At 66.6% G+C, this 23,963-nt stretch carries 16 protein-coding genes; 6 read left to right on the plus strand and 10 right to left on the minus strand.

Annotated elements, in window-relative coordinates:
* Positions 1 to 59 precede the first annotated feature (59 nt).
* From F8S13_03870 to F8S13_03880, 3 genes are read right to left on the minus strand one after another with little or no spacing between them, the layout of a single operon-like run.
* Entirely contained in the window at positions 60 to 1,307 is a 1,248-nt protein-coding gene (locus F8S13_03870) for a hypothetical protein (GenBank protein ID KAB8144980.1), read from the minus strand.
* 11 nt (positions 1,308 to 1,318) lie between these two features.
* Positions 1,319 to 2,218: a 1,4-dihydroxy-2-naphthoate polyprenyltransferase gene (locus tag F8S13_03875; protein KAB8144981.1), complete on the minus strand. Its 900-nt coding sequence runs from the start codon at positions 2,216 to 2,218 to the stop codon at positions 1,319 to 1,321.
* 3 nt (positions 2,219 to 2,221) lie between these two features.
* On the minus strand, positions 2,222 to 4,207 hold the full coding sequence (locus tag F8S13_03880; protein KAB8144982.1) for a peptidase S41: 1,986 nt from the start codon (positions 4,205 to 4,207) through the stop codon (positions 2,222 to 2,224).
* 310 nt (positions 4,208 to 4,517) lie between these two features.
* Between F8S13_03880 and F8S13_03885 the strand changes: the two genes are divergently transcribed.
* From F8S13_03885 to F8S13_03895, 3 genes are all read left to right on the plus strand, one after another.
* The gene (locus tag F8S13_03885; protein ID KAB8144983.1) at positions 4,518 to 7,037 is read left to right on the plus strand and encodes a hypothetical protein; all 2,520 of its coding nucleotides are present in this window, start codon (positions 4,518 to 4,520) and stop codon (positions 7,035 to 7,037) included.
* Positions 7,038 to 7,103: 66 nt separating this feature from the next.
* Positions 7,104 to 8,369 (plus strand): protein kinase, encoded by a 1,266-nt coding sequence (locus F8S13_03890; GenBank protein KAB8144984.1) that lies wholly within the window; start codon positions 7,104 to 7,106, stop codon positions 8,367 to 8,369.
* 163 nt (positions 8,370 to 8,532) lie between these two features.
* Complete coding sequence (locus tag F8S13_03895; protein ID KAB8144985.1) at positions 8,533 to 9,330, plus strand: SDR family NAD(P)-dependent oxidoreductase; 798 nt, start codon at positions 8,533 to 8,535, stop codon at positions 9,328 to 9,330.
* 69 nt (positions 9,331 to 9,399) lie between these two features.
* Here the strand turns inward: F8S13_03895 and F8S13_03900 are convergent, their stop codons facing one another.
* The 6 genes from F8S13_03900 to F8S13_03925 all read right to left on the minus strand — a co-directional run bounded on the left by F8S13_03900 (position 9,400) and on the right by F8S13_03925 (position 19,558).
* Entirely contained in the window at positions 9,400 to 15,498 is a 6,099-nt protein-coding gene (locus F8S13_03900; GenBank protein KAB8144986.1) for an alpha-2-macroglobulin, read from the minus strand.
* Between the two features lie 125 nt (positions 15,499 to 15,623).
* Positions 15,624 to 16,163, minus strand: a complete 540-nt coding sequence (locus F8S13_03905) for a nucleotidyltransferase family protein (protein KAB8144987.1) — start codon at positions 16,161 to 16,163, stop codon at positions 15,624 to 15,626.
* Between the two features lie 99 nt (positions 16,164 to 16,262).
* Positions 16,263 to 17,462 (minus strand): acyltransferase, encoded by a 1,200-nt coding sequence (locus tag F8S13_03910; GenBank protein KAB8144988.1) that lies wholly within the window; start codon positions 17,460 to 17,462, stop codon positions 16,263 to 16,265.
* Between the two features lie 214 nt (positions 17,463 to 17,676).
* Positions 17,677 to 18,279 (minus strand): GNAT family N-acetyltransferase, encoded by a 603-nt coding sequence (locus tag F8S13_03915; GenBank protein ID KAB8144989.1) that lies wholly within the window; start codon positions 18,277 to 18,279, stop codon positions 17,677 to 17,679.
* Positions 18,266 to 18,769 carry a DUF402 domain-containing protein gene (locus F8S13_03920; protein ID KAB8144990.1) on the minus strand — a complete coding sequence of 168 codons (504 nt, stop codon included), beginning with the start codon at positions 18,767 to 18,769 and terminating at the stop codon, positions 18,266 to 18,268. Before F8S13_03920 ends, F8S13_03915 begins: the two co-directional genes overlap by 14 nt.
* Positions 18,770 to 18,811: 42 nt before the next feature.
* Complete coding sequence (locus tag F8S13_03925) at positions 18,812 to 19,558, minus strand: NAD-dependent protein deacylase (protein ID KAB8144991.1); 747 nt, start codon at positions 19,556 to 19,558, stop codon at positions 18,812 to 18,814.
* Positions 19,559 to 19,912: 354 nt separating this feature from the next.
* Here F8S13_03925 and F8S13_03930 point away from each other — a divergent pair, with 354 nt between their 5' ends.
* The gene (locus F8S13_03930) at positions 19,913 to 21,457 is read left to right on the plus strand and encodes a protein kinase (GenBank protein KAB8144992.1); all 1,545 of its coding nucleotides are present in this window, start codon (positions 19,913 to 19,915) and stop codon (positions 21,455 to 21,457) included.
* A gap of 31 nt (positions 21,458 to 21,488) precedes the next feature.
* The gene (locus F8S13_03935; GenBank protein KAB8144993.1) at positions 21,489 to 21,983 is read left to right on the plus strand and encodes a zinc-ribbon domain-containing protein; all 495 of its coding nucleotides are present in this window, start codon (positions 21,489 to 21,491) and stop codon (positions 21,981 to 21,983) included.
* On the opposite strand, the gene F8S13_03940 is transcribed toward F8S13_03935, so the two are convergent.
* Entirely contained in the window at positions 21,980 to 22,927 is a 948-nt protein-coding gene (locus F8S13_03940; protein KAB8144994.1) for an STAS domain-containing protein, read from the minus strand. The two genes, F8S13_03935 and F8S13_03940, sit on opposite strands and share 4 nt — an antisense overlap.
* 172 nt (positions 22,928 to 23,099) lie before the next feature.
* On the opposite strand from F8S13_03940, the gene F8S13_03945 reads away from it, so the two are divergent.
* Positions 23,100 to 23,936 (plus strand): hypothetical protein, encoded by an 837-nt coding sequence (locus F8S13_03945; GenBank protein KAB8144995.1) that lies wholly within the window; start codon positions 23,100 to 23,102, stop codon positions 23,934 to 23,936.
* The last annotated feature ends 27 nt before the right edge of the window (positions 23,937 to 23,963 follow it).

A 23,963-nucleotide genomic window follows, 5' to 3' on the forward strand; every position in this document is an offset into this window, starting at 1 on the left:
GAAGACACCAAGATTCTTTTGAATCTTGGTGTCTTGGCGTCTTGGTGGTAAAGCGGCCCCTAGCGGCGGGCCTGCTGAAAGTCGCGCCAGAGGCGGGCGCACTCGTGTGCGGGGTCGTGCCAGTAGCGCTCGATGTCGATCGGCTCGGGCAGGCCGGGGTCGGCGGTGGGCGCGGCCAGGGCGGCCTCGCGCACGGCGGCGGCGGCGGGCTTCTCGCGCCCGGCGGCGTCGATCAGGCCCAGGGCGCGGGCGCGCAGGCTGCGGTCGAGCGGGGGCGTGGCCCAGTGGGCGCTGGGGTAGTCGCTGGCGTCGGCCAGGGCGACGAGCGGCGCGCCCATGCCGCGCAGCCGCGCCACCATGGCGGCCAGCAGCTCGGCCTGCTGGTCGTGGGTGGCCAGCGCGGTGGTGGTGGACCGGCCATAGAGCGTGTCGGCCACCATGGCGGGCTGGCCGACCGCCGTGGTGGGCTGGCCTAGGCCCAGCGCGGCCAGCGGTCGGTCGGCCAGGGCGCTGGCCAGGGCGTGCAGGAAGGTTAGCGCGTCGCGGCTGCTCAGCCGGAAGCCCTCAAGCGGCAGCGGCTCATCCAGCGTGATGGCGGCCATGTCGAAGGCCGAGGCCACCTGGTCGGGGCGCGGCCCGGCCTGGCCCAGCAGGGCCTGGGGCGCGATGGCCCCCACCAGCGCGGCCTTGGCGTAGGCGCTGCGGGCCTGCTCGTCCATGGTGCGCAGCCACTCGGCCACCGCCGCCGCGTGCTCGGGCGGGTGCAGGCGCTCCAGCCCCTCGCCGATCTGCCAGCGCGCCGCCGCCGGGTGCGGCCCGAAGTAGCCCAGCACCTCGCGCACTAGGTAGCACTGCGCGGCGATCATGCCGGTGTCGCGGAACATGTCGTGGGGGCTGCCGCTGCGCACCGCGCCCTCGTAGAGCACGGGGATGGCGCGGGCCACCTGGGCGGCGCTGTGCCCCGGCCCGAAGCGCAGCAGGTCGGGCAGCAGGTCGGGGTGGGCCACCCAGCGCGGCGCGGCCAGCGCCCCGCCCAGCGCGGCGGGCAGCAGCGTCACATGCGCGCGCAGCCCGCAGCCGCCGATCTCCTCCAGGGCCTGCTCGAAGCGGTCCAGCACGGCGGCGCTCACCTTCTGCGGCGCTGGCTGCACGTCCTCCCACCCCAGCGCGATCCGCACCTCGCGGAAGCCCAGCGCGGCCAGCTGCTGCATATCCTCGCGCAGCTCGCCGCGGTCGAACATGGCCCACCAGCGGTAGGCGGTGCGGCGCGGCCAGTAGGCGACGCTCAGCGTGAAATCTTCGGCCATGCGCGTTTCTCCTACAGCACCAGGCCTAGCGCCAACAGCAGGCCGAACAGCAGCTCAAGCTGGCCGGTACCCTTCAGGGCGCGGTTGAGCGTGGGGCCGGACTCGCTGAGCATGGTGCGCACCAGGCGCACGGCCAGCGGTGCGGTGAGCAGCGGCAGCAGCACCCAGGGCGTCGCGCTGCCCGCCAGCCAGATCACCGGCAGCAGCAGGTAGGGCGCGACCACCAGCGCGGCGTACTCGGCGCGGGCGAAGCCGGGGCCGAAGATCACCGCCAGGGTGCGCTTGCCCGCCACGCGGTCGGTGGCCACGTCGCGCAGGTTGTTCACCACCAGGATGGCCGTGACCAGCGCGGCGATCGGCAGCGAGGCCAGGATGGCCAGCGGCGGCACCGCGCCCGCCTGCACGTAGGCCGTGCCGCACACCGCTACCAGCCCGAAGAACACGAAGCTGAACACATCGCCCAGGCCGTTGTAGCCCAGCGGCCACGGCCCGCCGGTGTACAGCACGCCCGCCGCGATCGAGAGCACGCCCACCACCAGGATGGGCCAGCCGCCCACCGCCACCAGGTAGAGGCCCACCAGCGCGGCCAGGGCGAAGGTGGCGATCATGCCGTTGCGCACCGTCTCGGGCCTCAGCAGCCCGCTCTGGGTGGCGCGCGTCGGCCCGATGCGCTCGGCGGTGTCCGCGCCCTTCTTGAAGTCGAAGTAGTCGTTGGCGTAGTTGGTGCCGATCTGGATGAGCAGCGCGCCCAGCAGCGCGGCCAGGGCGGGCAGCGGTCGGAAGCTGCCGACGGCGGCTGCGGCGGCGGTGCCCACCAGCACCGGCGCGGCTGCGGCGGGCAGGGTGGCGGGTCGGGCGGCCATCAGCCAGACCCTGGCGGGGCTGGGGGCCGGGGGTTGTGTCGTGGTCATGGGTTATTTGTCCGTTGTGTTGCTCGCATCAAGCAGGGCATCCTCGGCGGCCTTCAGCACCTCGTCATCATCCGAGAGCAGCGTGTCGCGGTTCTGCGGCACCACGATTGTGGGCTTCACGCCAGCGCCCTCAAGGAACAGCGTGCCGTCGGCGTTCACGAAGCGCCCGGTCGGGATCTGCAGGTAGATGTCGTCGGGCAGCTTGAAGCTGCCCTCGGAGACCTCGGCCTCGACCCCGGCGGTGGGGCCGTAGCCCACCACCTGCGCGCCCGGCAGCTTGCTGAATCCATAGGCCTCCAGCTCGCAGGCGCTGAAGCAGGCTGGCCCCACCAGCAGCGCGATGTGGTCGAAGTGGTACTGCTGCTCGCTGGGCTGCACCTCTTCGATGTACAGGTCGCCCTCGCCATCCTCGAAGTGGCCGGTGATCGGGTTGAAGTAGACCAGCCCGGCCAGCGGGATGCTTTCTTTGCTGAGATAGCCCGCCAGATCGAGGTTGGTGCCGCCGCTGTTCTGGCGCATGTCGATCACGATCCCGGGCACCTCATTATACTCAAATGACTTGAGCGCCCGCTCGAACAGCTCGTCGATCAGGTCGATGTCGTCATCATTGGAGTTGACGCGCACATAGCCCAGGCCCGACTCCAAGATCCAGTACTCCACCGGCGGCGCGGTCGGGTCGCTGCCGCGGTAGATCGAGGTGTAGCTCAGGCTGCTGTACTCATCCACCGCCGTGAGCAGGGTGGTCTTCGCCGCGCTCTCGTCGGGGTTGGTGTAGGTCAGCTGGGCGGTCGCGCCCACAGGCCCGCGCAGCAGGTAGCGCACTTGGTCGTAGCGCAGGGCATCCTGGGTGGAAAAGGGGCCGGTGGGCGGGCTGATGGTCTTCAGCCTGTCCTCTACCGGCTTGGCGTCGTAGCGATCAAGCGTCGCGCCGCGCTTGATCCCGGCCTTGTCGGCGGGGCCGTCCTCCTTCACGTAGACCACCACAAACGCCCCGTCGTCGGTCTCGCGGATGGCCAGCCCGTAGCCGCCGCCGTAGTTTTTGTCGTTCAGGTCGTCCTCTAGGCTACCGCCGCTCACGGCGGTGTGGCCGTCGGGGATGCCGTTGGCGAAGGCGCGGATGGCTGCGAAGAACAGGGCGGGGTCTTTTTTCTGCTGGGCCTCGATCACCATGGGCGCGATCGAGCGGAACAGCGCATCCCAGTCCGGCTCTTTGCCGGCCACCTCGTTGAAGGCATAGCGCTGGCGGGCCTCGACGAACAGCCGCTCGAAGGCCTTGCGGTACGAGAGCGCCGAGAGATCCTGGGTGCCCTGGTTCTGGCCCTCGTAGAGGTCGACCAGGCCCTCGGTGTCGCGGCTGATGCCAAACGGCCGTGTGCTCAGGTCGATCACCGAGTAGCCCGCAGGCAGCGGCTGCAGCGGGTCATCTTTGGTGAACAGCAGGCCGTCGCCGCCGAAGTCGCTGGGGATCTGCTGGCTGGCGTCGGGCGCCCACGCCACCAGTTTGCCGCCCTTCACCACGTCGCCCTGGCCCGATGTCAGCTGGAGCGAGGTGATGTAGGTGGGCCAGCCGTGGATGGTGTCGTCGTCGTGGAACGGGTCGGACCAGTAGGCCACGGTGTACAGCTTCACCCCGCCCTTGCCGTCGCCGTCCAGGTCGTTGCTCTCGCCATCGGGGCGCAGCGGCAGATCGATCTGGTAGGTGGCCTCGCGCTGCTCGCGGTCGATCTCCAGCCGCCCGAACTGCAGCGACTCGGGCGGCACCCGCCACGCCGGGTTGTGGCTGGCCAGGCCGTGCAGATCCACCAGGGCCACGGCGTGGCGCTGGTAGTAGGTGAGGAAGATGCCGTTGGTGTAGTGGAAGCTGCCGTGCAGCGTGAAGGGCTGCTGGGCGGTGATCGTCTCGGCGCTGGGCGGCGTCTCGGCGGCGGTGCAGCCCGACAGGGCGAGCATGGTCAGTGCGACGAGAAGCGGGCGGTGGTGCGACATCATGCTGTATTCTCTAACCTCGCAATGGGCGCTAGGAAGCGGAGATCGAGGGTATATGATCGGCTGGCAGCGGTATTATACAAGATATCGCTGGGTGCGACCCAGCCCATCTCAACAGGTTTGTATCCCACATATCACAGAATCATCACGTTGGGCGCAAAGGGGCTATGCTATAATGCGTCGTAGCTTTCTGTGGCGCGGGCACGATACCCCATACAGCATTATGACAAAAGTTGCATCACGTGATGTGGCGCACGCTCGCGCTGTCCACGAGACACGCCAGGCGCTTGATACTATTGATGATACAAGCCTTGTGTCAGTAACACGCCTTGGAATCACTCAAGTGCGCGCGCTGAAGCAGGAGGTAGCCGAGATCTTCCCGGCCTCCAACCTCCCAGCCTTTTTGCTTCAGGGCCTGCTCCAGCTGGAAGACCGCACGCTGCGACAAGACAAAGTTGCCGCCGATCTTCGTGTACTCTTCCGCGGCAGCGCCCAGATCGGCATCTATGGCGCGCTGCTTGCCGCCCCCGCCACCATCCTCTACGGCTACCAGAAGCTGCTGTCGCTCTCGGGCAAGGATGTTGAGAGCGCCTTCCCCGACGGCCTCTGGCAGTTCTACACCGAGTTCGGCCTGCGCGAGGATGCCGCCCGCCACTGCGTCGAGTCGGTCGGCTTCCAGCGCGCCGCGCCCGCCGCCAGCGAGATCGACGCCGCCGCCAGCTGGGTGCTGGCCGCCATGGAGATGCTGCACAGCTACGACGAGCTGCTGGCCAGCGAGTGGGACGAGAAGGTCATGCCGCGCGTGATCGATGCGGTGCTGCCCGAGTACGCCGCCGCCCAGCTGGGCAAGAAGCTGCCGCGCCGCGCCGCCGACCGCGAGCAGCTGATCGCCGAGCGCGTCGAGCGCATGCGCGCCGACTACCACCTACAGGGCTTCGAGCGCGGCTGGCTCGACGAGCGGCCCTACCGCATCCCGGCAGGCGAGCGCGAGCAGAGCTTCGCCCGCTACCGCCGCGCCCAGTTCCAGCAGTATGTGCAGAAGCACCTGCGCCGCGCCCCCGCCGACCTGCGCGCCCAGATCGAGTCGCGCTTCGCCGACCGCCGCGCCGAGGATCTGCCGCGCTACCGCAGGCAGCTGGCCATGACCATGACTCTGCAGCCCGAGCAGCACCGCGAGTATCGCGCCACCCTGCCGCTGCACATGGTCAAGATCGCCCTAGTGGTGGGCGGGCGCTACCACCTGATCGACGCCTGCGCCTACGACGCCGACGGCACGCTGCTGGTCTTCCCGCTGGATGGCGGGGGCGAGGGCACGCCGCTGGTGCTGAAGCGCGCCGACGACAGCACCCTGCGCGACCGCTACGGCCACGTGGTCGACATCGACCACGCCGGGCGCGTGAAGGTCGAGGGGCGGCTGATCGGGCGGCTGCGCCCGCCCTCGGTGGGCCAGGTCAAGGCCCAGGTTGCGGCGATCATCCGCCAGGCCGCGCGCGACCACAGCGCCCCCAGCGACACCGACATGCTGCTGGTCGAGTCGCCCCGCGCCCGCCAGCCCGAGCTGCGCGCCATGCTCTCGGACGCCACCAAGTCCGAGCTGGTGTCGCTGCAGTATGCGCCGATCATCATCAACTGGGATGAGCACCCCAGCGCCACGCCGCTGCCCGAGGTGCGCCGCGCGCGTCGCGGCACCGGCGACCACGCGCTCACCATGATCCGCACCGACCGCAGCATGGTCTTCGATATGTCGCATATCTTCTGCGATGCGGTCTGGGGCATGGCGCTCACCGAGATCATCACCGGCTACGCCGCTGGCTTCTACCCCGAGGTCAGCGCCACCCGCGCCAGCAAGGCCGAGCCGCCCGCGCCGCTCAAGCTGCTGGCCGCTATGAACGTGCGCGCCGCCGCCGCGAGCGATGCCAACGACCAGCCGATCGAGTGTGCCGCCGAGACCACCGCCATCGATGTAGACGCGATCGGCAAGCTGCGCCGCAAGCTGGCCGGCATCCAGCTGCCCCTGACGGTGAACGACCTGCTGCTGCTGGGGCGCTTTGTGCACGCGGCCAACTACGCGCCTGGGCCGCGCGCCGAGCAGGCCTTCGAGGCCATGGTCTCGCTCCCCAACGGTGCGGCGCTGAGCGAGCAGATCGTGCGCTGGCTTGAGGAGCAGCGCATCCACAACCCATCGCTGCTCATCCCCATGGATGCCAGCAACGCCGACCCGCGCCTGCGGCTCTACCCGGCCACCTTCCGCAACCCGCTGCCCAACCTCATCCCTCGGCTGGAGCGCTGCGAGAACTATGTGCGGGCCCTGCGCCGCAGCGGCGACGCTGGCGTGTCCCGCGCATTTGATGCCGAGCGCAAGGAGCTGTATAAAGAGCTGCAGGTCTTCGCCGAGCTGCTGCGGGCGCTCAAGCAGGTGACCATGCGCGGCGAGAGCTTTAGCGCGGCGGCGCTGAAGCTGATGGGCCACCTGCCCGGCTCGCTGCAGAACCTGGTCGATATGATCCCGCAGAAGGTCGGCATTCTAAACGAGATCCTTAAAGGCCGCGAGGTCTTCTCAAACGTGGGGCGCGTGGCCCCCGAGTCCTCGATCGTGCGCTTCTCCAGCGCCCGCGACGATGGCTCGACGAAGCTGCTTGTCTGGGGTATCATGACCGATGCCAGCGGCAGGATGACCGTGACCCTGCGCGACTTCCGCCCACATGTGGCTGTGCTGGCACGGCACAGTCGGCCCGAGCTAGCCCAGGCCATCGCCTCGGACTACCTAGAGGCCTACGCCACATCGGTCAATGAGCTTGTCACCCGCATCCACCGGGTGCTATCGCAGAAATAGCGTCTTTTCGTGCGTCGGCGCGCCTGGCAGGAACCGCAGGCCCGCGCCGCTACCAACCCACAACATATGAACCAAATGCTCACTGGCCGCAAGATCGGCGGCTTTGAAGTCCGCGATCTGCTCGGCACGGGCGGGATGGCCAGCGTCTACAAGGGCTACGATCCCGCGCTTGATCGCGAGGTGGCGATCAAGGTGATCGGCACCGCAGGCGAGTCGCCCGATTTTGTGGCCCGCTTCCAGCGCGAGGCGCGCGTGGTCGCCAAGCTCCGGCACCCCAATATTGTCCAGATCTACCAGTTTGGCGAAGAGAAGGACATGGTCTACATGGTGCAGGAGCTGCTGACAGGCGCGACGCTGCAGCGCAAGATGCGCGACGCCCGCCGCCGCATGGCCCCCGACCGCATCCACGCCACCATCTCCCAGCTGGCCTCCGCCCTCGACTTCGCCCACTCGCAGGGCGTTATCCACCGCGATGTGAAGCCATCCAACGTGATCGCCAATGCCAGCGGCCAGCTGGTGCTCACCGATTTTGGCATCGCACGCACCGAGTCCGACGCCAAGCGCACCATGACCGGCCCCGGCGTGGTGATGGGCACTCCGGCCTACCTCGCGCCCGAGCAGGCGGTGGGCAGCGCCTCGCTCACGCTGGCCTGCGATGTCTATGCGCTGGGCGTGGTGCTGTTCGAGCTGCTCACCGGCAGGCTGCCCTTCGAGGACACCACGCCGATGGGCATCATCCTCAAGCACCTCTACGACGACCCGCCCAAGCCCAGCAGCATCCGCCCCGACCTGCCCAAGGCGGTGGATGCGCTGGTGCTGCGCGCCCTGGAGAAGGAGCCGAAGAAGCGCCACCCCAGCGCGGGTGCGCTGGCCAAGGCGCTGGGCGATGCCTGGCCCGCCGTGCGCAACACCAAGCAGGAGGAGCAGCCAGCGCCGCGACCGCGCGCCGCGCCCAAGCGCAGCGACACCACCCCGCAGCGCCGCGTGACGCCTGCGGCTGGCTCGGCGGCGGCCCCGGCGCCTGCGGCGGCGCCCCGCGCAGCGGGCACGGCGGCCAAATCGACGCCGCCGGTGGTGGTCTCCACCTCGGCACCGGCCACCGCGCCCAAGCAGCGCGCCAAGAGCACCACGCCCAAGCCCACCCCGGCCAAGGTGGCCCAGAGCCAGCCCAGCCGCGCCACGCCGCCCGCCACGCCGCAGCGGCGCGGCCCAAGCACGCTGCTGGTGGGCCTGCTGACCCTGATCGTGGTGCTAGGGCTGCTGATCTACGGCTTCTACCCCAGCGCGTTCCAGGATGTGGTGACGACGGTGCAGGGGCTGGCACGCCCCTAGCACACACCAGATCTAGAGACTTAGAGCAGGAGCCGCCGCGCTCCTGCTTTTTCTTTGTTTTATGGCTATACCCGCACGCTTTCTGGCCCCTATGTTGCATAGCAGGCTCTAGCAACATATCGCTTCTACCCCGCCGCAGCGCGGGAGAGAAAGGGTCGACAGCGTGGATACGGCAAAACCTTTTGCGGTGGTGACTGGTGCCTCCAGCGGCATCGGCTACGAGCTAGCTCGGCAGTTTGCCGAGCATGGGTACGATCTGCTGATCACATCGGGCGGGCCTGCGATCGAGGAGGCCGCGCACTCGCTTGCCCAGCTCGGCGCGCAGATTCAGACGGTGCAGGCCAATCTGGCCACCTACGACGGTGTGGAGGCGCTGTATGGGCGCATTATCGAGATCGCGCGGCCCATCGATGCGATCGCGATTAACGCCGGGGTGGGCGTCGGCGGCGATTTCACGCGGCAGACCAGCCTGCAGGATGAGATCGAGATGATCAATCTCAACGTGGTCTCCACCGTGCACCTCGCCAAACGTGTGCTGCCCGACATGGTCCAGCGCGGCAGCGGGCGGGTGCTGTTCACCTCCTCGATCGCTGCCCTGATGCCGGGCGCATTTGAGGCGGTGTACGCGGCATCCAAGGCGTTCATCCAGTCCTTCGCCGAGGCCATCCGCAACGAGCTGAAGGATACCGGCGTGACGATCACCGCGCTTCAGCCTGGGCCGACCGATACCAATTTCTTCAGCCGCGCCGAGATGGATGATACCCGCGCTGCAACTGGCCATAAAGACGATCCGGCGGATGTGGCCCGGCAGGGCTTCGAGGCGCTGATGGCCGGGAAAGATCATGTGATCGCCGGTTCGCTCAAGACCAAGGCCATGGGCGCAGTCAGCAGGGTGCTGCCCGAGACGGTGAACGCCGAGCAGCACCGCAAGCTGGCCGAGCCAGGTTCGGGCGACAAGTAGCGGGAGCGCAGACAGGGCCTGGGGTCGCACCCCAGGCCCTGTGGCTTGCGACAATAGGCGCGGATGGGGCTACTTCACGGTCAGCACCGCGCCGTCGGCGCGCCCGTACACATCGGGGAAGTACATCTCGTAGGCCGTCGTTGGGATGGCGCGGTACTCGCCCGCCTGCGTGGCCCGGATGGTATAGCTGAAGGTGTACGCACCCTTGCCCAGGTAGTCGCTGAACAGCGCCACCTTCTCGTCGCGCAGCTCGGTGCGGGCATACCAGCGCTCCCACGGCAGGATGAATCGCTTGGCTGTGGGCGCGACCACGCCCACGGCATCATCCAGCGGGATGATCTCCGGCCCGCCGGTGCTCGGCCCCTCGGCCAGCACGCTGGTGGTGGCCAGGTTCGGGTCGATAGCCTCGAAGCCCGCAGGCAGCGGATCCTCAATCGCCAGGTAGTGCAGGTCGCTCGCTGCCACCACCGAAAGCTCGACCCGCACCACATCGCCCGCCTTCACCTCGCGCACCTCGGGGCAGGGCTGCTCGCCAGGGGTGCAGCTGGCCAGGGTATAGCGCCGCTGCACGCTGATGCCCCGGTCGAGCGCCTTGATCTCGGCCACGGGCAGGAAGGCCCGCAGCTGCGCGCTGTAGTACAGCTGGCCCTGCCCATCGCCCCGCCCGATCAGCAGCTGGTTGCTGGCGTCGCGCAGTAGGTCGGCCACCTGCACCTGCGTCACCACAGGTGTGCTCACCTGCTCGGGCGTGATGCGCCCCGATGCGATCGGCTTGCCGTTGAGCTGCACGCCGTAGTCGTACTCGCTCTTCAGCTCGCCGGTCTGCCGCATCCAGCTGGTCAGCGCCATCAGCGACCACGCGTTCTCTTGGGTGGTCTGCCAGATGCCGCCCTTGCGCGCCACCATCAGCCAGCGCACCACCTGGGCGTTGATCTGGCTGCTCGGCGCGAGCCGTGTCAGCGCCTCAAGCGTGATCGCGGTGCTGCGCGTGTCGGTGTTCATGCTCCACCAGTCGCGGTTTTCCTCCTCCCAGTGCGCTCCGGTGGCGCTCATGATCGCGCTGGTGTTCAGGTCGGCCAGCAGCGCCTTGATCTGGGCGTCGTCGGCGCTCGCGCCGCTGGAGCGCAGCGCCATGGCCAGCAGCGATCGGGCGTAGGTGGCCAGCTTCTCGCGCACCTGGGCCAGCTCGCCCGCCTTGGCGCGGTCGCCTTTGCCGCTCTCGGCCAGCGCGAATAGCAGGAACGACTGCTGGTTGGCGTCGGCCTCGCTCAGCGCGAGCCGCTCCTGGTCGTTGGATGTGGCTTTGAGCTGGCCCGCTAGGTAGTCCTGCCCACGGCCCAGCAGCTCGTCGGGCACGGCGTAGCCAGCGGCGCGGGCCTTGGCTAGGCCCAGCACCACGTAGGCGCTGATGTGGGCGTTGCTCTGGCCCTGCGGCCACCAGCCCCAGCCGCCGTCGCTGTTCTGTTGGGTGGTTAGGCGATCCACACCATCGGCCACCAGCGCGGGCAGCCGAGCCTCTAGCTCGGCGTTGGGGATGCCCAGTTCCTTCAGGGCCTGCGCGGTGAGCACGTTGGGCAGGAAGCGCGAGACGGTCTGCTCGGCGCACTCGTACTCGTAGTGCTCCAGGTAGGTGAGGCTGTCGCGCATGCCCGCCGCCAGCGACGGGTCGATCCGCACGGTCAGCTCGCCTTGGCTGGCGTCGATATTGGGCGGCAGGGCGATGGCCTCGCCGCGTGATCCGGCCTGGCTGATCTGCCCGCCGGTCACCGCCATCTCGGGCGCGCTGTAGCGGTAGATCGGCAGCAGCCCGCCGTTGGCGCTGGCCAGCGGCGGCTTGCTGGCGTCGCTGTACTGCCCAGCCACGGCGCGGAAGGTCAGGTCAGCCCCAGCGGCATCCTGCGCGCTGGCCAGCCATGTCACCTGGGCCTCGCCGCGCGCGGGCACCTGCACGGTTTTGGTTAGCTCATCGGTGAACGTTAGGCCTGTCGCGCTGATCCCGACCGTAGCATCCAGCGGCGCGTCGGTGTTGTTGCTGATGTTGGCCGCCAGCTGCGCGCGGTCGCCCACCGTGAAGAAGCGCGGCGTCACCGGGCGGATGAGCAGGCTCTTGGTGGCGACGATGTTCGATATGCCCTCGCCCACCTTGCTGTCGGATGTGATGCCGACGCCGCGCATTACCCATGTGGTCAGGTTGTCGGGCAGCTTCAGCTCGATGTGGGCCTTGCCCTGGGCGTCGGTCGTCACCACGCCGTTCCAGTAGGCGGTGTCGGCGAAGTTCTCGCGCACGGTCGGCGCGGCGGCCTGCGGTGCCTGGGATCGGCCCTTGGCAGCGTCCGCCGATTCGGCCATGGGTGCTGCTGCCGCTGCGGTTGGCGCTGCCCCCCCGGCTAGGTCGCCCACAGGGCCGCTGCCTTGGGCCAGATTGCCTGGCCGGGCAACCTGCTGCCACAGCCGCTCCGACGAGAGCGAGAGCGCGCTGGCGGTGGAGACGCCCAGCCCGCGCTTGGCGTAGAGCGTCTCGCCAATGTCGTTCGCGCGGCGCGGCGCGAGGCTCAGCACGCCCTTATCGACCAGATCGAGCGATAGCTCGGCGGCCACGCCCTGCCCCGCCGCGTTGGTTACGCTCACGTCGTAGCCCACCGCAGCGCCCGGCTCGGACTGGGGCGCGCTGGGCACCACCTGGATGCCCAGCGTCTGCTGGGCGGTCGAGACCGTGATCGGCAGCACGCCAAACTTGATATCGGCCAGCTGGTCTGCTTCGCCGCCCTTGAACAGTGTGACCGCGATATAGATGTTCGGGGCCATCTCGGCGCTGATCGGCAGCTGGTAGATGATGCTGTTGCTCTCAACCTTCCGCACCTCGTAGCTGCGCACGCCCGCGCGCTCCACCGTGATCAGCGCCCAGTGCTGGCCCTGGAATGGCGAGGGGATGAGCACGCTGGCGGTCTCACCTGGCGCGTAGCTGGTTTTATCAGACACCAGCGTGATCCGCTCGCTGCTGCCGCGCATCCACGGGATGTAGCTGCTGTCGGCCACCCAGATGCTCAGCACGCTGCGCGTCTCGCGCCCGCCCGCATCGCTGGCCCGCGCCACCACGCGGTACGAGCCGCCGCTGGCCGGGGTGAATGTGGCGGTGGCCTGCCCGCTGCCGTCGGTCGTCACATTTTGGCTGCCAGCAGGCTCGACCTTCTCGATCGACTCCCAGCGTCGCCCTTGTGCGTCGTTCACCTCGCGGTTTTCCCAGGTCACCCGCTGGAAATCCAGCGCGATGGCCTGGTTGGGCCGGGCGGTGCCGCCGCTGCTGGCGGCCACCAGATCAATGCTCTGCGGCTTGCCCGCCTGGCCAAGGTAGTTCTGCGCGGCCAGCCCCACATACACATCGGCGGTGTGCACCACCACCTCGCCCCGCCCGGCGATAGCCTGGTTGTCGCGCCCGGTCGCCACGGCCTCGATCGTCAGCTTGGCGCTGAGCTTCGAGTCGCCCAGCGAGCCGTTGGTGGTGCGGTTTTTGGCCCAAGTGTCGAGCGCGCTCGCGGGCACCTCGATATGCAGCTTGCCCTGCGAGTCGGTGGTGCCGCTGCCGCTGAGGATCGGCTCGGGCTGCGGCATCGGTCGCCACCAGCAGTCGAAGCAGAACACACCGCCGGTCTGCTCGTCGCCAAACTGATAGCGGCTGGCCCAGTCGGGTGCGAATTGGTACGGTTCGGCCAGCACATTCCACGAAACCTGCGCGCCCGCCACCGGCCCGCCGAACAGGTAGGTCGCGGCCACATTGGCGCTGGTGGTCTCGCCGCGGAACGCCTCGGCCTTGCCAGGTGTCACCGCCACCTCGAACTCGGGCGCGCGGTAGGCGGCCACCTCAAATGCGTACGAGAAGCCACGGTCGCCGATCTGCACGCCGATCTGGTAGCTGCCCAGCGCCGCGCTCGCGCCCAGCGCCAGCTCGCCGGTGAACGTGCCCGTGGCGCTCAGCTGCACATCTTTGGTGAAGATGCTCTCGCCCGTGGGCGAGCTGACCGTGACGGTTGCGCTGGCCTGCTTGGGCATGCTGAAGCTCGCATCGCGCTGGTCGCGCACCAGGCCCTTGAAGTGAACCTGCTGCCCTGGCCGGTAGATCGGCCTGTCGGTGTAGACATAGGCGTACGCCCCTGGGCTGAAGTCCTGGCCGCCTGGCTGGAACTCCCAGCGGCTCACTGCCTCGGACCAGCTGTTGCCCATTGCGGCAAACGGCGCTTTGGCGATGGCGATCAGGCTGGTGTCGTCGCTGCGGCTCAGCGCCAGCTGGCCCACGCCATCTGCGCCGGTGGTCAGGCTGCCCAGCAGCTGCGCGGGCTGGCCTTCCTGGTAAATGTCCACCGCCAGATTGGCCACCGGCGCGCCGCCCTGCACCTGGTTGGCCCACACCAGCGCGCCTTCCTGGCTGGCCTTCACCGTCAGGTTGATCGGCGAGACAATAAAGACGATATTGGCCGCCGAGTTGGCGGGCGATTTGATCTGCACGAGGTAGATGCCCGGCTCAAGCGTGCCGCCCTGCTCCACCAGATCGACTGCATTCATCGTTGGGATGTCTGCTGGAGCATTGAGCTGGGCCTGCCAGCTGCGGATCTGCTGCGCTCCGCTGGGGATGTCGCTGTAGAGCGTGTAGAGCTGCTCTTTCAGCACATCCTGGCTCAGACGGAAGAGCGCTAGGTCTACGGTGCTGGTGTTGGTGGCCTGCAGCCGGATCTGCGCCCGGGTGCTGGGTGTGAGCGTGGAGACCGTGGGGTCGAGCGCGTAGATGCTGGCGGGCAGCGGCGCGGTGCGGAAGCGCACCGTCAGGCTCTGGTCGATGGTGTTGCCAAATGGGTCGCTGATCCCTGGGCTGATCTGCACCGTCACATCGGTGGATGGCATCTGCCCAAGCCCGATGTGAAAGGCGTTGTTGCCGGTATCGAAGTAGGTGTACACCTGCGTGGCCGAGATCTGTGGGGTGAACTGCAGGTGCGGCATCACCGTGTCGGGGTCGATAGGCGCGTTGAACAGAATGGCGAAGTCGCTCCAGGCCGAGACGTTCTGCGCGCCATCGACGGGCGTGGTGCCGATGATCTTGGGCAGCGGCGCGGTGCGGAAAGTGCTGACAAAATCCTGATTCAGCCCAGCGCCACCAGCGCTTGCTGCTGCGCCAGCGGGTATGAAGACCTGATAGCTTGTGTCAAACGCCAGCCGCTGCTCTGGGGTTAGCACCACCGTGTCGGTCAGGTAGCGCGAGCGGAAGGGCACCGCGCCGCCATCGGGGCCGCGCAGCACCAGCGCCTGCTGGATTCCGCTCTCGACTGGGCCGCTGAACTGCACCTGGATGCTCGGCTCCACCGAGACGCCGCTTGCATCCTGCTGTGGAGAAATGGTGAGTACCTGTGGACGGGCGGTGGAGAACGACCACGAGAACGCGCCGTTCATGGGGTTGCCCAGCGCATCCTTCAGGTCGGGGGCCACACGCGCGGTGTAGCTGGCCCCGCTGCGCAGCGGCTGGCTGGGCGTAAAGGTGTAGATCGCCGTGTTCACCCAGCGCCCGCTGCCCGCGATCGGCGGGTCGAAGCTCAGCGGCTGCGCCAGGCTGCCCTGCTGCTCGGCCAGGGTCAGCGGCACCACCGGGCGGGTGAACACCACTGTGATCGCGCTGGTTGTCGCCGCATCTGCCGTCCCATCGGCGGGGATGACCTGCCCCACCTCTAGGTAGCCGCTGGTGTCGAACTGGAACCGCACGGGGTCGGCCAGCGCGGTGCCATCCTGGCCGCGCGCCTCGGCCCCCAGCGCCACCCGGTACGAAGCGCCGCGCGGCAGCGGCTGGGCGGGCTGGAACACCACTGTGCGCGCGTCGGGCCAGGTGGCCTTGCCCGCCACCGCAGGCACGATCTTCAGCGCCGCCTCCACCGAGCTTCGCTCCATCGGGCGGTCGAAGGTGAGCATCACCGCGCCGTCGGGCTGCAGCGCCTCGCCCTGCGCTGGCGAGCGCTGTACGACCGTGGGGGCTGCCGCGGCGGGCGTCGGCAGGGTGAGGTTCGTGGCCTGCGGTGTATCGGTTGGCTGCTCAGGGGTTGGCATAGCTGGCCTCCGTAGCGCCACAAAGCTACCAGCGATGACGGCAACCAGAACAACCGCCGCGACAGTGGCAACAGTGCGACGATTCATTGAGCGACTCCTTCTCTTTCGGGTGCTGTGTAGAGTGACGTCGCTCCCCGCTATTCAGTTCCACATGCAAAAAGGGCGCGGCGCTTGTTCAAAGCGCCGCGCCCTCTATTCAAAAAAGCGCGATCTTACACGTTCACGCCCAGCTCGGCCAGCGCGGGCGCAAAGCTGCTCGCATTCATCCGCTCCATGCGCGTGCGCAGGTAGTCGAGGTCGAGCTGCTGGCGGCGGATGACCCCGCGCGCATCGGCCATGTCGTGCTTGCCCTGCTCCTGCCCACGGTTCAGGATGACCTTGTGCATCAGCACATCCTCGGGCGCGAGCACCGCCACAGGCGCGCCCAGCAGCGGCATGCGGCGCAGCTTCGAGATCGCCAGCTCATCCAGCTGGAAAGGGTGGGTGATCGCCTTGCGGATCGCGAGATCGTCGAACACCTTAATGCCGCGCCACAGGATACGCTGGCCATCGAACTGCACCGCCTTCTGCTGCTGCTGGAGCAGCTTCACCACGGTGGGCAGCTGGCCGGAGATCACGATCAGGTCGACATCTTGGATGGGCCGTCGATCGCCGTAGAGGTGTGCCGCTGCCCCAGCGCAAACGGCCCAGGGCATCTGCTGTCCGTCCAGAAGGCGTGCGACCACTCCAAGATTTCCTGCAATCAGCGACATGACACCCTCTTAAATGCAATGTAATGAAGAGGCTGGAGGCCTTTCCAGCCGCCTTGTATAGTACGATCTCTCGTCTGTTTTGGCAACTATCTATTAGTCCTACCTGCCCGGTAGGTCACTCCCAACCCCTTCTGCCGAGCTGCGCCTGGTGTTGAGGAAGGGGCGCTCGGCAGCGCGGTAGAAGCCATAGGCCAGGGCCACCACGCAGGCCAGCCCCACGGTGCTGGTCAGCACAAAGGCCGCATCGCCCTGGATGCCCAGCGGTATCACGATGTACTGCAAGAACAGTACGATAAAGGGCACGTGCATCAGGTACAGGCTGTAGGAGAACCCGCCGACTGCCACCAGCGGGCGTGCGCCCAGCGTCCGCCCCAGGCGGCTGGCCGGCATGCTGGCCAGCAGGATGGTCGCGACGGTGGCCACGGCTGTGGGCAGATCGTAGTAGATAAACTGCGCCGAGGCGTTTTCCCAGCCCCACAGCGCCATCAGCTCGATGATCACCGCTACCGCCATAGCCAGCGCCGCCAGCAGCCATGGCCGCCAGCGCTCGGCGAGCTGGTTTGGGTAGCGCTGCGCCACAAACGCGCAGCACATGCCCAGCGCGAAGAAGCCAAAGAAGTGCAGGTTGGCCCGCCCCACCCGCGAGTCGAGCAGCAGCAGCTGGGCGGCGTAGCCCACGCATATTGCCAGCGCCGCCGTCCGCATCGGCCCGATGCGTCGAAACAGCAGCAGAATGAGCGGGAAGGTGAAGTAGAGCCACCACTCGGTCGCGATCGACCAGAACACATAGTTGATCCGGCCAGTGCCAAAGATGTTCTGGAGCATCAGGTAGTGAGCCAGCACATCCTGCGGGCGGAAATCGAGCGCGGTGTCCCAGTGGGTGCCCATGGGCCTGCTCAGGATGGTGAGCGCCAGACCCAGGCTAAGCGTGAGCGCGATATAGTAGGGCGGCAGGATGCGCCGCGCCCTGCGCTTGATGAAGCGCTGGAACCCGCCTACCATCGCGCCGCCGTTGTTCACCACCGGGATGGCCAGGCAGAACCCCGAGATGACGATGAACACCGTGACCGCCAGGTGCCCCAGCACCATGAAGTAGCTGGAGAGGCCCAGCAGCCCCGATGGCGTGCGGCCCTGTTCGGGCGGGAAGACCTCGGCGTAGATGTGGTTGAACACCACCACCAGCGCGGCTAGCGCGCGCATGCCTTCAAGAAAGGGGAAATAGCGTAGCTTCGCCTGTGGGGCGCTGCGTTCGGCTGTGGCCTCGGCATGCGCCTCGGGATTCTGTGCAACCGCGCTCATAATCTGCCTTACGACCACCCCAGCGAGGAGCTATGGGAGGGTGCGGGTGAATGTGGCGCAGGGCACAAGCACCTGCGTCTGGTGACTCAATTATGGCATCAAGCGCGGAGAGAAGACAAGTAACACTTTTGTCACGTGGTGGCGGCAGGCGGGTGTGGCCCCGCATTGGGGCGCGGGATCGCAGTCACCCTTCCAGCGGCCCAGGTGAGGATTGCTACATCTGCTGGTGCAGCTGCGGCGAGCGCTGCAGCCACTCCTGCCGGGGCAGCTCCATCTCGAAGAACTGCACATCCACATAGCGCGGCCCCTGGCGGAAGTACTTGCGCACGGGCTCGTAGAGCGGCGATTCCAGCAGGCGCGTGTTGAAGCTCTGCCCGGCGGTGCGCCAGTCGGTGCCCACGTGGCTAAAGCCCAGCCGCTCGTAGCAGCGCACCGCGCGCACATTGGGAGCGGCCACATCCAGCACCATCAGCTGAAAGCCCAGCTCGCTGAAGTAGTAGTCGAGGAACAGCGCCATGGCCTCGGTGCCCAGCCCGCGCCCCACAAAGGGCGCGCCAAATGTCACCCCCAGCCGCGCGCTGCTACGCCGCTGGTCGATCTCGCGCAGCGAGATGCGCCCGGCCAGCTGCCGGTCGATCGTATCGACCGCCCACGCCCGCCTCATCGGGCTGAAATCGAAGCCGCCCCACCCGCCCGACATCCTAGGAAGATTCCAGATCGGCTCCAGCGGGTCATTATACGGCGGCCAGGCGTCGGCCTCGATATCGTCGCGGTGCTGCCAGTAGCGGATGCGGACCCTAGCGCTATGCAGGTCCATTCGGTCTCCAACTGTACGCATTGCCGTCGAAGGGCGGCGCGCGCTTTGCGATCAGCGCCCGCACGTCATAAGTGCTTTCCCACGCCTGCGCGATCAGCTCCTGGGGATAGCCGTACTTGATCTGGTGCTGCTCGAACTCATCTTCGTCATCCAGCACCACCCGCCCGTTGGCGAACCACACCACATCGAGGTCGAGGTCGATGAAGCGTAGCGTGCCATCGTGCCAGGTGGCTGGCGTGGCGATGTTGACATAGTGCATGCGCGGCTTCCAGTCGGCATACCAGACCACGCTCATATTATAATAGTGCTTCGACCAGTAGAACTCAAGGGTGTGATATTTGGCCGGGAACGACCCGCGGTAGCCGCTCATCGGCTCGCCTGGGGCCTTGTAGAGCAGCATAAAATCTGGCTCTTCGCGGATGATCTGCGCCTGGTAGCGATAGTGGTCGCCGCCGTCATATTTGGTTGAGTGTACGTTGAAAAGCTTCATACGGTAGCCGCCACTTCTCACTACAGCGTCGGGATGGCATGCCTATGCCCCGCCGGTGATCTCGCTCACCAGCGCAGGCATCACATCGCCCAGCTTCTCGGGTATCACATAGTCGGCCAGCAGCGCATAGATCGAGTCGTCGTCGGAGATCGAGATGACCATCGCACCCACGCGCCGCGCCACGAAGGGGAACGACGAAATTGGCTCGATCGCGTTGATCTCGCCCACGCACAGCAGCACGTCGCACTGCTCTACGGCCTGCCGCGCCCGCCGCAGCTCGCTGGCTGGTACGCCCTCGCCGAACATCACCACATCGTGGCGCAGGATGCTGCCGCAGTGCGGGCAGCGCGGCGGGATCTCGTTTTCCTCTTCCCACGAGGCGATCAGGTGCCCGGCCTCGAAGCAGCGCCCGCGGCGCAGGCAGCCGTTGAGCTCTACCAGATCGCGCGTGCCAGCGCGCCAGTGCAGGCCATCGATCGATTGGGTGATCAGGGTGAACGCGGGGTAGTGCTGCTCCAGATCGACCAGCGCGTAGTGCGTGGGGCTCGGCTCGGCCTGCTCGGCCAGCTTCCGCCGGTGGTCGTACCACTGCCAGACGAGGCGTGGATTGCGCACAAAGCCCTGCTGGGTCGCAAGCTCGCTGACATCATATTTGGCCCACTCGCCCGATCGGGCCTGGCGGAAAGAGGGGACTTGGCTTTCGGCAGCGAGGCTTGCGCCGGTGATCGCAACAACATGTCGGGCAGATCGGAGGCGCTCCAGCGCGGGCTGCGGCAGCGGCAGCGACATTGCGTAACTCCTCGTATGCATGGCCAGGGCGAACATACATACACAGCCCCTATAGCGCACCAGCCAGAGGCGTTGGGCAGAAGGTTCCCAACCATATGCGCCGGTGCAGTGCTCTGACGATCGCTATAAGTATGGTGAATCTTATCAGATATTGTACCATGGTCTGTGGTGTTCTTCGGTATCGCTTTTTTCGCTAGCCCACCTAACAGCAGGGCTGTGGGCCATGCACATGGCTCACAGCCGCAACCCTCGTTCTGTTCTGAGCGTATATGTTATCAAGGTCTAGGCGTTCGCCATCCGCTTGCCGAATGCGCATCGGTGTGCTACGCTACCGCAAGCGCAGGAGGGACATTCATGGCGCGCATCCAGCCACTCGAAGATGATATCAGCGCCGAACCTGTCGAGCATATTCTCTGCCCGATCTGTCATCGGCAAAATATACCGCGCGCGCGCTTTTGCCAGCACTGCGGGCGCGACATTCTTCTGAATAACGACGGCATGGCCCAGGGGACGGTCTACCGCATCACCCGGATCATTAAGCAGGGCGGCCAGGGCGCGGTCTACGAGGTTGTAGGCGAGGATGGCCTTCGCTACGCAGTGAAGGAGATGATCGAGCGCTCGCTCGACCCCAAGGAGCTGGACGAGGCGCTGGCCCGCTTCGAGCTAGAGGCCAACTTGCTTCAGCGCCTGTCGCACCCTCGCATCCCCAAGGTGTACGCCCACTTTAAAGACGAAGGCCGCAGCTACCTGGCCATGGATTTTGTGCGCGGCCAAGATCTTGAGGATGTGCTGCGCCAAGGCGCTATGCCCGAGGAGCGCGTGCTGGTGCTGGCCGATCAGATCTGCGATGTGCTGGGCTACCTGCACCAGAACGGGCTGATCTACCGCGATATGAAGCCATCGAACGTGATGCTGGAGGATACGGGGGCGATCAAGCTGGTCGATTTTGGTATCGCCAAGGTCTTCCAGAAATCCGACCGCGCCACCCAGATCGGCACGCCTGGCTACGCCCCGCCCGAGCAGTACCAGGGCATCGCCACCGTCGAGTCCGATATCTACGCGCTGGGCGCTACGCTTCACCACATGCTCACGGGCCGCGACCCGCGCGACGAGGCGCCGTTCTCGTTCCCTGCCATCACGGCGCTTGCGCCCATGGTCTCGCGGCGCACCGCCGATGCGATCGCGCGGGCGCTGCAGATGCGCCCCGAGGATCGCTTTCACTCGGTGGCCGAGCTGCGGGCCGAGCTGCGGCCCATGGCTCCAGCGCAGCAGGTGCGCCGCCAGCCCGCCCAGCAGCCTGTGGCCATGGCGGCGCGCACCCAGCAGGCCCAGGTGGCGCAGGCCCAACCCGCTCAGCCCCAGCCCAGCGTGCCGCCAGCGCCAGCCCGCCCCAAGCCCGCGCCGCTGCCGCAGGCGGCGCAGCCGATTCAGCCTACCCAGCCCGCCCAGCCCGCCCAGCCTGTACGCCGCCGAGGCGGCTTCTTGGCCGCGATCGGGCGCTTTTTCCGCAATCTGATCGCCACGGCGGTGCTGCTGCTGGCGCTGACTGTAGCCGGGTGGTTTTTCGCCCCCAGCTATGTGCAGCCGGTGCTTAGCCCCTACCTGCCTGCGGCGATCACCAAACTGCTGCCCTCGCCTACCCCGCTTCAGCAGCGGCTGCAGAAGGTGTCGCTAGAGGTGACGGCCACCGTGCCCGCTACCGCCAGCGCCGATCAGGTGCGCCAGGCGCTGCTGGCTGCCTTCGCCGAGCAGGTGAAGGCAACCTACGGCGACGAGGCGAAGATTAGCTCGAATGTGACGCCAGCCTTCATCGGCGATCCGGTGGAGCAGGGCAGCACCAGCGCAGGCACGACTTTTGGAGTGACGATCAGTGGGTATATTTTGCTGCCAGCCCAGTAGCGGAAGCTCTAGCGAGAAGTGAGGTTGAAGCGTGGGATTTCTAGATAATCTGAGCAAATCTGTTTCACAGGGCATCGACCGCGCTAAGTTCGAGGCCGAGAAGCTTGCCCGCATCGCGCGCATCCAGGGCGAGCTGGCCGAGCAGCGTCGGCAGATCGATGCCAAGCGTATGGATCTGGGCGATCGCGCCTATGATCTGTACCGCGCGGGCCAGATCCAGTCGGCCACTATCGCCGAGCTGGCCCAGGGGATCGATGCCCTGCGCTCGTCGCTGACGCTGAAAGAGGATGAGCTGAAGTCGGCGCAGAACGAGGGCTATGTGGAGCCGGTGCCGCAGCCCAGCAGCGCGGCGCAGGATGTGCCGATCAGCGTGGTGCCGCCGACCATGTCGGGCACACCCTACCCCTCGGCCAACGAACAGGGCAGCGCTTCGTATGGGAAGAAGCCCTGCCCCTCGTGTGGGTTTATGCTGCCGCCGACGGCCATGTTCTGCCCCAGCTGCGGCTCGCGCGTGGGCGGCAGCTAGAGCACAAGCTCAAGCGCCTCCTGTGGGCTGCGCACGATCGTCACTGCGTCGAGGTTGATCCCCTGGTGCACAAGGGTCATGGCAACCTGGGCGGCGATGCCGCTCAGGATGACCCTGCAGCCAATGATCTGCAGCGACTGGATGGTGCGGATGAGATTGCCCGCGGCGGTGCTGTCGAGCAGCGACACCCCGCCGATGTCGATGATCACCACCTGGGCACGCTCGGCATGCGCGGTTGCCAGCATGCGCTGGAGCAGCCGGTCGGCCCGGCCTGGGTCGATATGTCCGACCACCGGGGCGAGCAGCACCCCATCGGCCAGCCGGAGGATCGGCGTCTCGAGCGAGGTCACCAGATTGAGCAGCTCGGACTGCTGGTCAAGCTGGGTCATGAGCAGGTCGTTGGCCTCCTCGATCGCCTGCGCCTGCTGCGCCATCTGCGTGCGCGATAGCTCCGCCGCGCGCGCGCTCTCTTGGACGCTGCTGAGCGCCTGATCGGTGATCAGCCGCGCCAGCGCCATCCCCCCTGTGATCAGAAAGTAGACGATCAGTGCCACAGGGGTGGTGTAGATACCCTGAAACCCCGCACGGATCAGCAGCGCAACGATCAGCCCCAGCGCTGTTGCCACCACCCCTATTGGTCCGGTAAGGATGAGTGCCAGCACGGCAGGCAGGAAAATTGTGGATGCCACCTCGTCGTAGACAAAGTGGTCGGGGAGCACAATGACTAGCATGATGCTGACGAGGAAAATAAAGATGTAGTTGGCATACTTCCCATTGCGCCAGTGCCAGTACCACAGTGCCGCACAGAGCAGTGATCCTATAAGGGTAGGGAGCACAGCAATGCTCGTCGATTGGCTAGACATATTCACGAGCGACGTGAGAAGCCCTCCAATACAGACGGCTGCCATAATGATTAGCGAGACCAACCGTTGCGATACTTTCATAACACACTCTCACAGAGGGGCGGATATATTTTGACACTATAATTATTGTAATCGAGAAACCATACAGCCTGGGCACAGGTGGTTAAAATCTGGTATATTTCTTGCTATAGACCACGGTTTCTCACACTGCTTTTCACCAGCGCTCAGTAGGCCTATGGAAAGGAGAATATGCATGGAACGAGAGCAGGTGCTCGCCATGCCCCGCGAAGAGGTGCGGCGCTATGCCCCAAAGACGGTGGTGTGGGCACCCGGCGGCACGCGCCGACACGCGGCCTTGGCGGGCGTGTCGGTCGATGGGCGCTATTTTGACTGGGCATGGGATCAGCAGTTCGGCAAGGTCGAGCTGTTTTTTGATCTGGGCGTGCAGCGCTTTTTCTCACCCGTGCTTGGCCCGCCGCAGGTGCGCGAGGTTGGCATCTACCAAGATCAGCTTCGCGCCGCGCTCGCCCGGCTGTGCGACGAGCAGAGCCTTGCGTTCTATCAAAAGTTAGGCGTGCGCGTGCGCTTCTACGGCGCGCACAATCTGCCTTTTGCCTCCGATCTGTTTTCGGCCACCGAGCAGCGCACGGCGGAAAATGGCCCACGCGAGCTCTGGTGGACCATGGTGATCAGCCGGGCCGAGGAGGCTATCTGGGATGCGACTCAGGCGGCGATCCAGGCTGGTGCCCGCAGCTTTGAGCAGGCTGTGCGCGCCTACTACGGCCAGGATCTTGATCCGGTGGATGTATTTATTGGCTTTGGGAAGCCGCAGGCTGGCTATCTGATGCCGCCATTCCTCGGCGAGCGGGCCGATCTCTACTGGACCACCTTTCCCAGCTATCAGATCGATGAATCCGATATCCGCACGATTTTTTGGGATCACCGCTTTGGGCGCACCACATGGCAGGCCGATAAGACCAACCGCTACGCTGACATAGCGCAGAGCGGCCTGCGCGAGCGCTACGAGCAGCATACGATTGTGGGGGTGGGGGAGCGAATCGGTACGTTTTGGCACCAGCGCGGCCTATAAAAACAGGCCATGGGTGTACACCCATGG

Source organism: Chloroflexia bacterium SDU3-3 (genome assembly GCA_009268125.1).
Taxonomy (GTDB): Bacteria; Chloroflexota; Chloroflexia; order Chloroflexales; family Roseiflexaceae; genus SDU3-3.

Coding starts and splice junctions, on each gene's coding strand:
- F8S13_03870 (KAB8144980.1), bottom strand. CDS start 1,307: ATGGCCGAAGATTTCACGCTGAGCGTCGCCTACTGGCCGCGCCGCACC.
- F8S13_03875 (KAB8144981.1), bottom strand. CDS start 2,218: ATGACCACGACACAACCCCCGGCCCCCAGCCCCGCCAGGGTCTGGCTG.
- F8S13_03880 (KAB8144982.1), bottom strand. CDS start 4,207: ATGATGTCGCACCACCGCCCGCTTCTCGTCGCACTGACCATGCTCGCC.
- F8S13_03890 (KAB8144984.1), top strand. CDS start 7,104: ATGAACCAAATGCTCACTGGCCGCAAGATCGGCGGCTTTGAAGTCCGC.
- F8S13_03900 (KAB8144986.1), bottom strand. CDS start 15,498: ATGAATCGTCGCACTGTTGCCACTGTCGCGGCGGTTGTTCTGGTTGCC.
- F8S13_03905 (KAB8144987.1), bottom strand. CDS start 16,163: ATGTCGCTGATTGCAGGAAATCTTGGAGTGGTCGCACGCCTTCTGGAC.
- F8S13_03910 (KAB8144988.1), bottom strand. CDS start 17,462: ATGAGCGCGGTTGCACAGAATCCCGAGGCGCATGCCGAGGCCACAGCC.
- F8S13_03915 (KAB8144989.1), bottom strand. CDS start 18,279: ATGGACCTGCATAGCGCTAGGGTCCGCATCCGCTACTGGCAGCACCGC.
- F8S13_03920 (KAB8144990.1), bottom strand. CDS start 18,769: ATGAAGCTTTTCAACGTACACTCAACCAAATATGACGGCGGCGACCAC.
- F8S13_03925 (KAB8144991.1), bottom strand. CDS start 19,558: ATGTCGCTGCCGCTGCCGCAGCCCGCGCTGGAGCGCCTCCGATCTGCC.
- F8S13_03930 (KAB8144992.1), top strand. CDS start 19,913: ATGGCGCGCATCCAGCCACTCGAAGATGATATCAGCGCCGAACCTGTC.
- F8S13_03940 (KAB8144994.1), bottom strand. CDS start 22,927: ATGAAAGTATCGCAACGGTTGGTCTCGCTAATCATTATGGCAGCCGTC.
- F8S13_03945 (KAB8144995.1), top strand. CDS start 23,100: ATGGAACGAGAGCAGGTGCTCGCCATGCCCCGCGAAGAGGTGCGGCGC.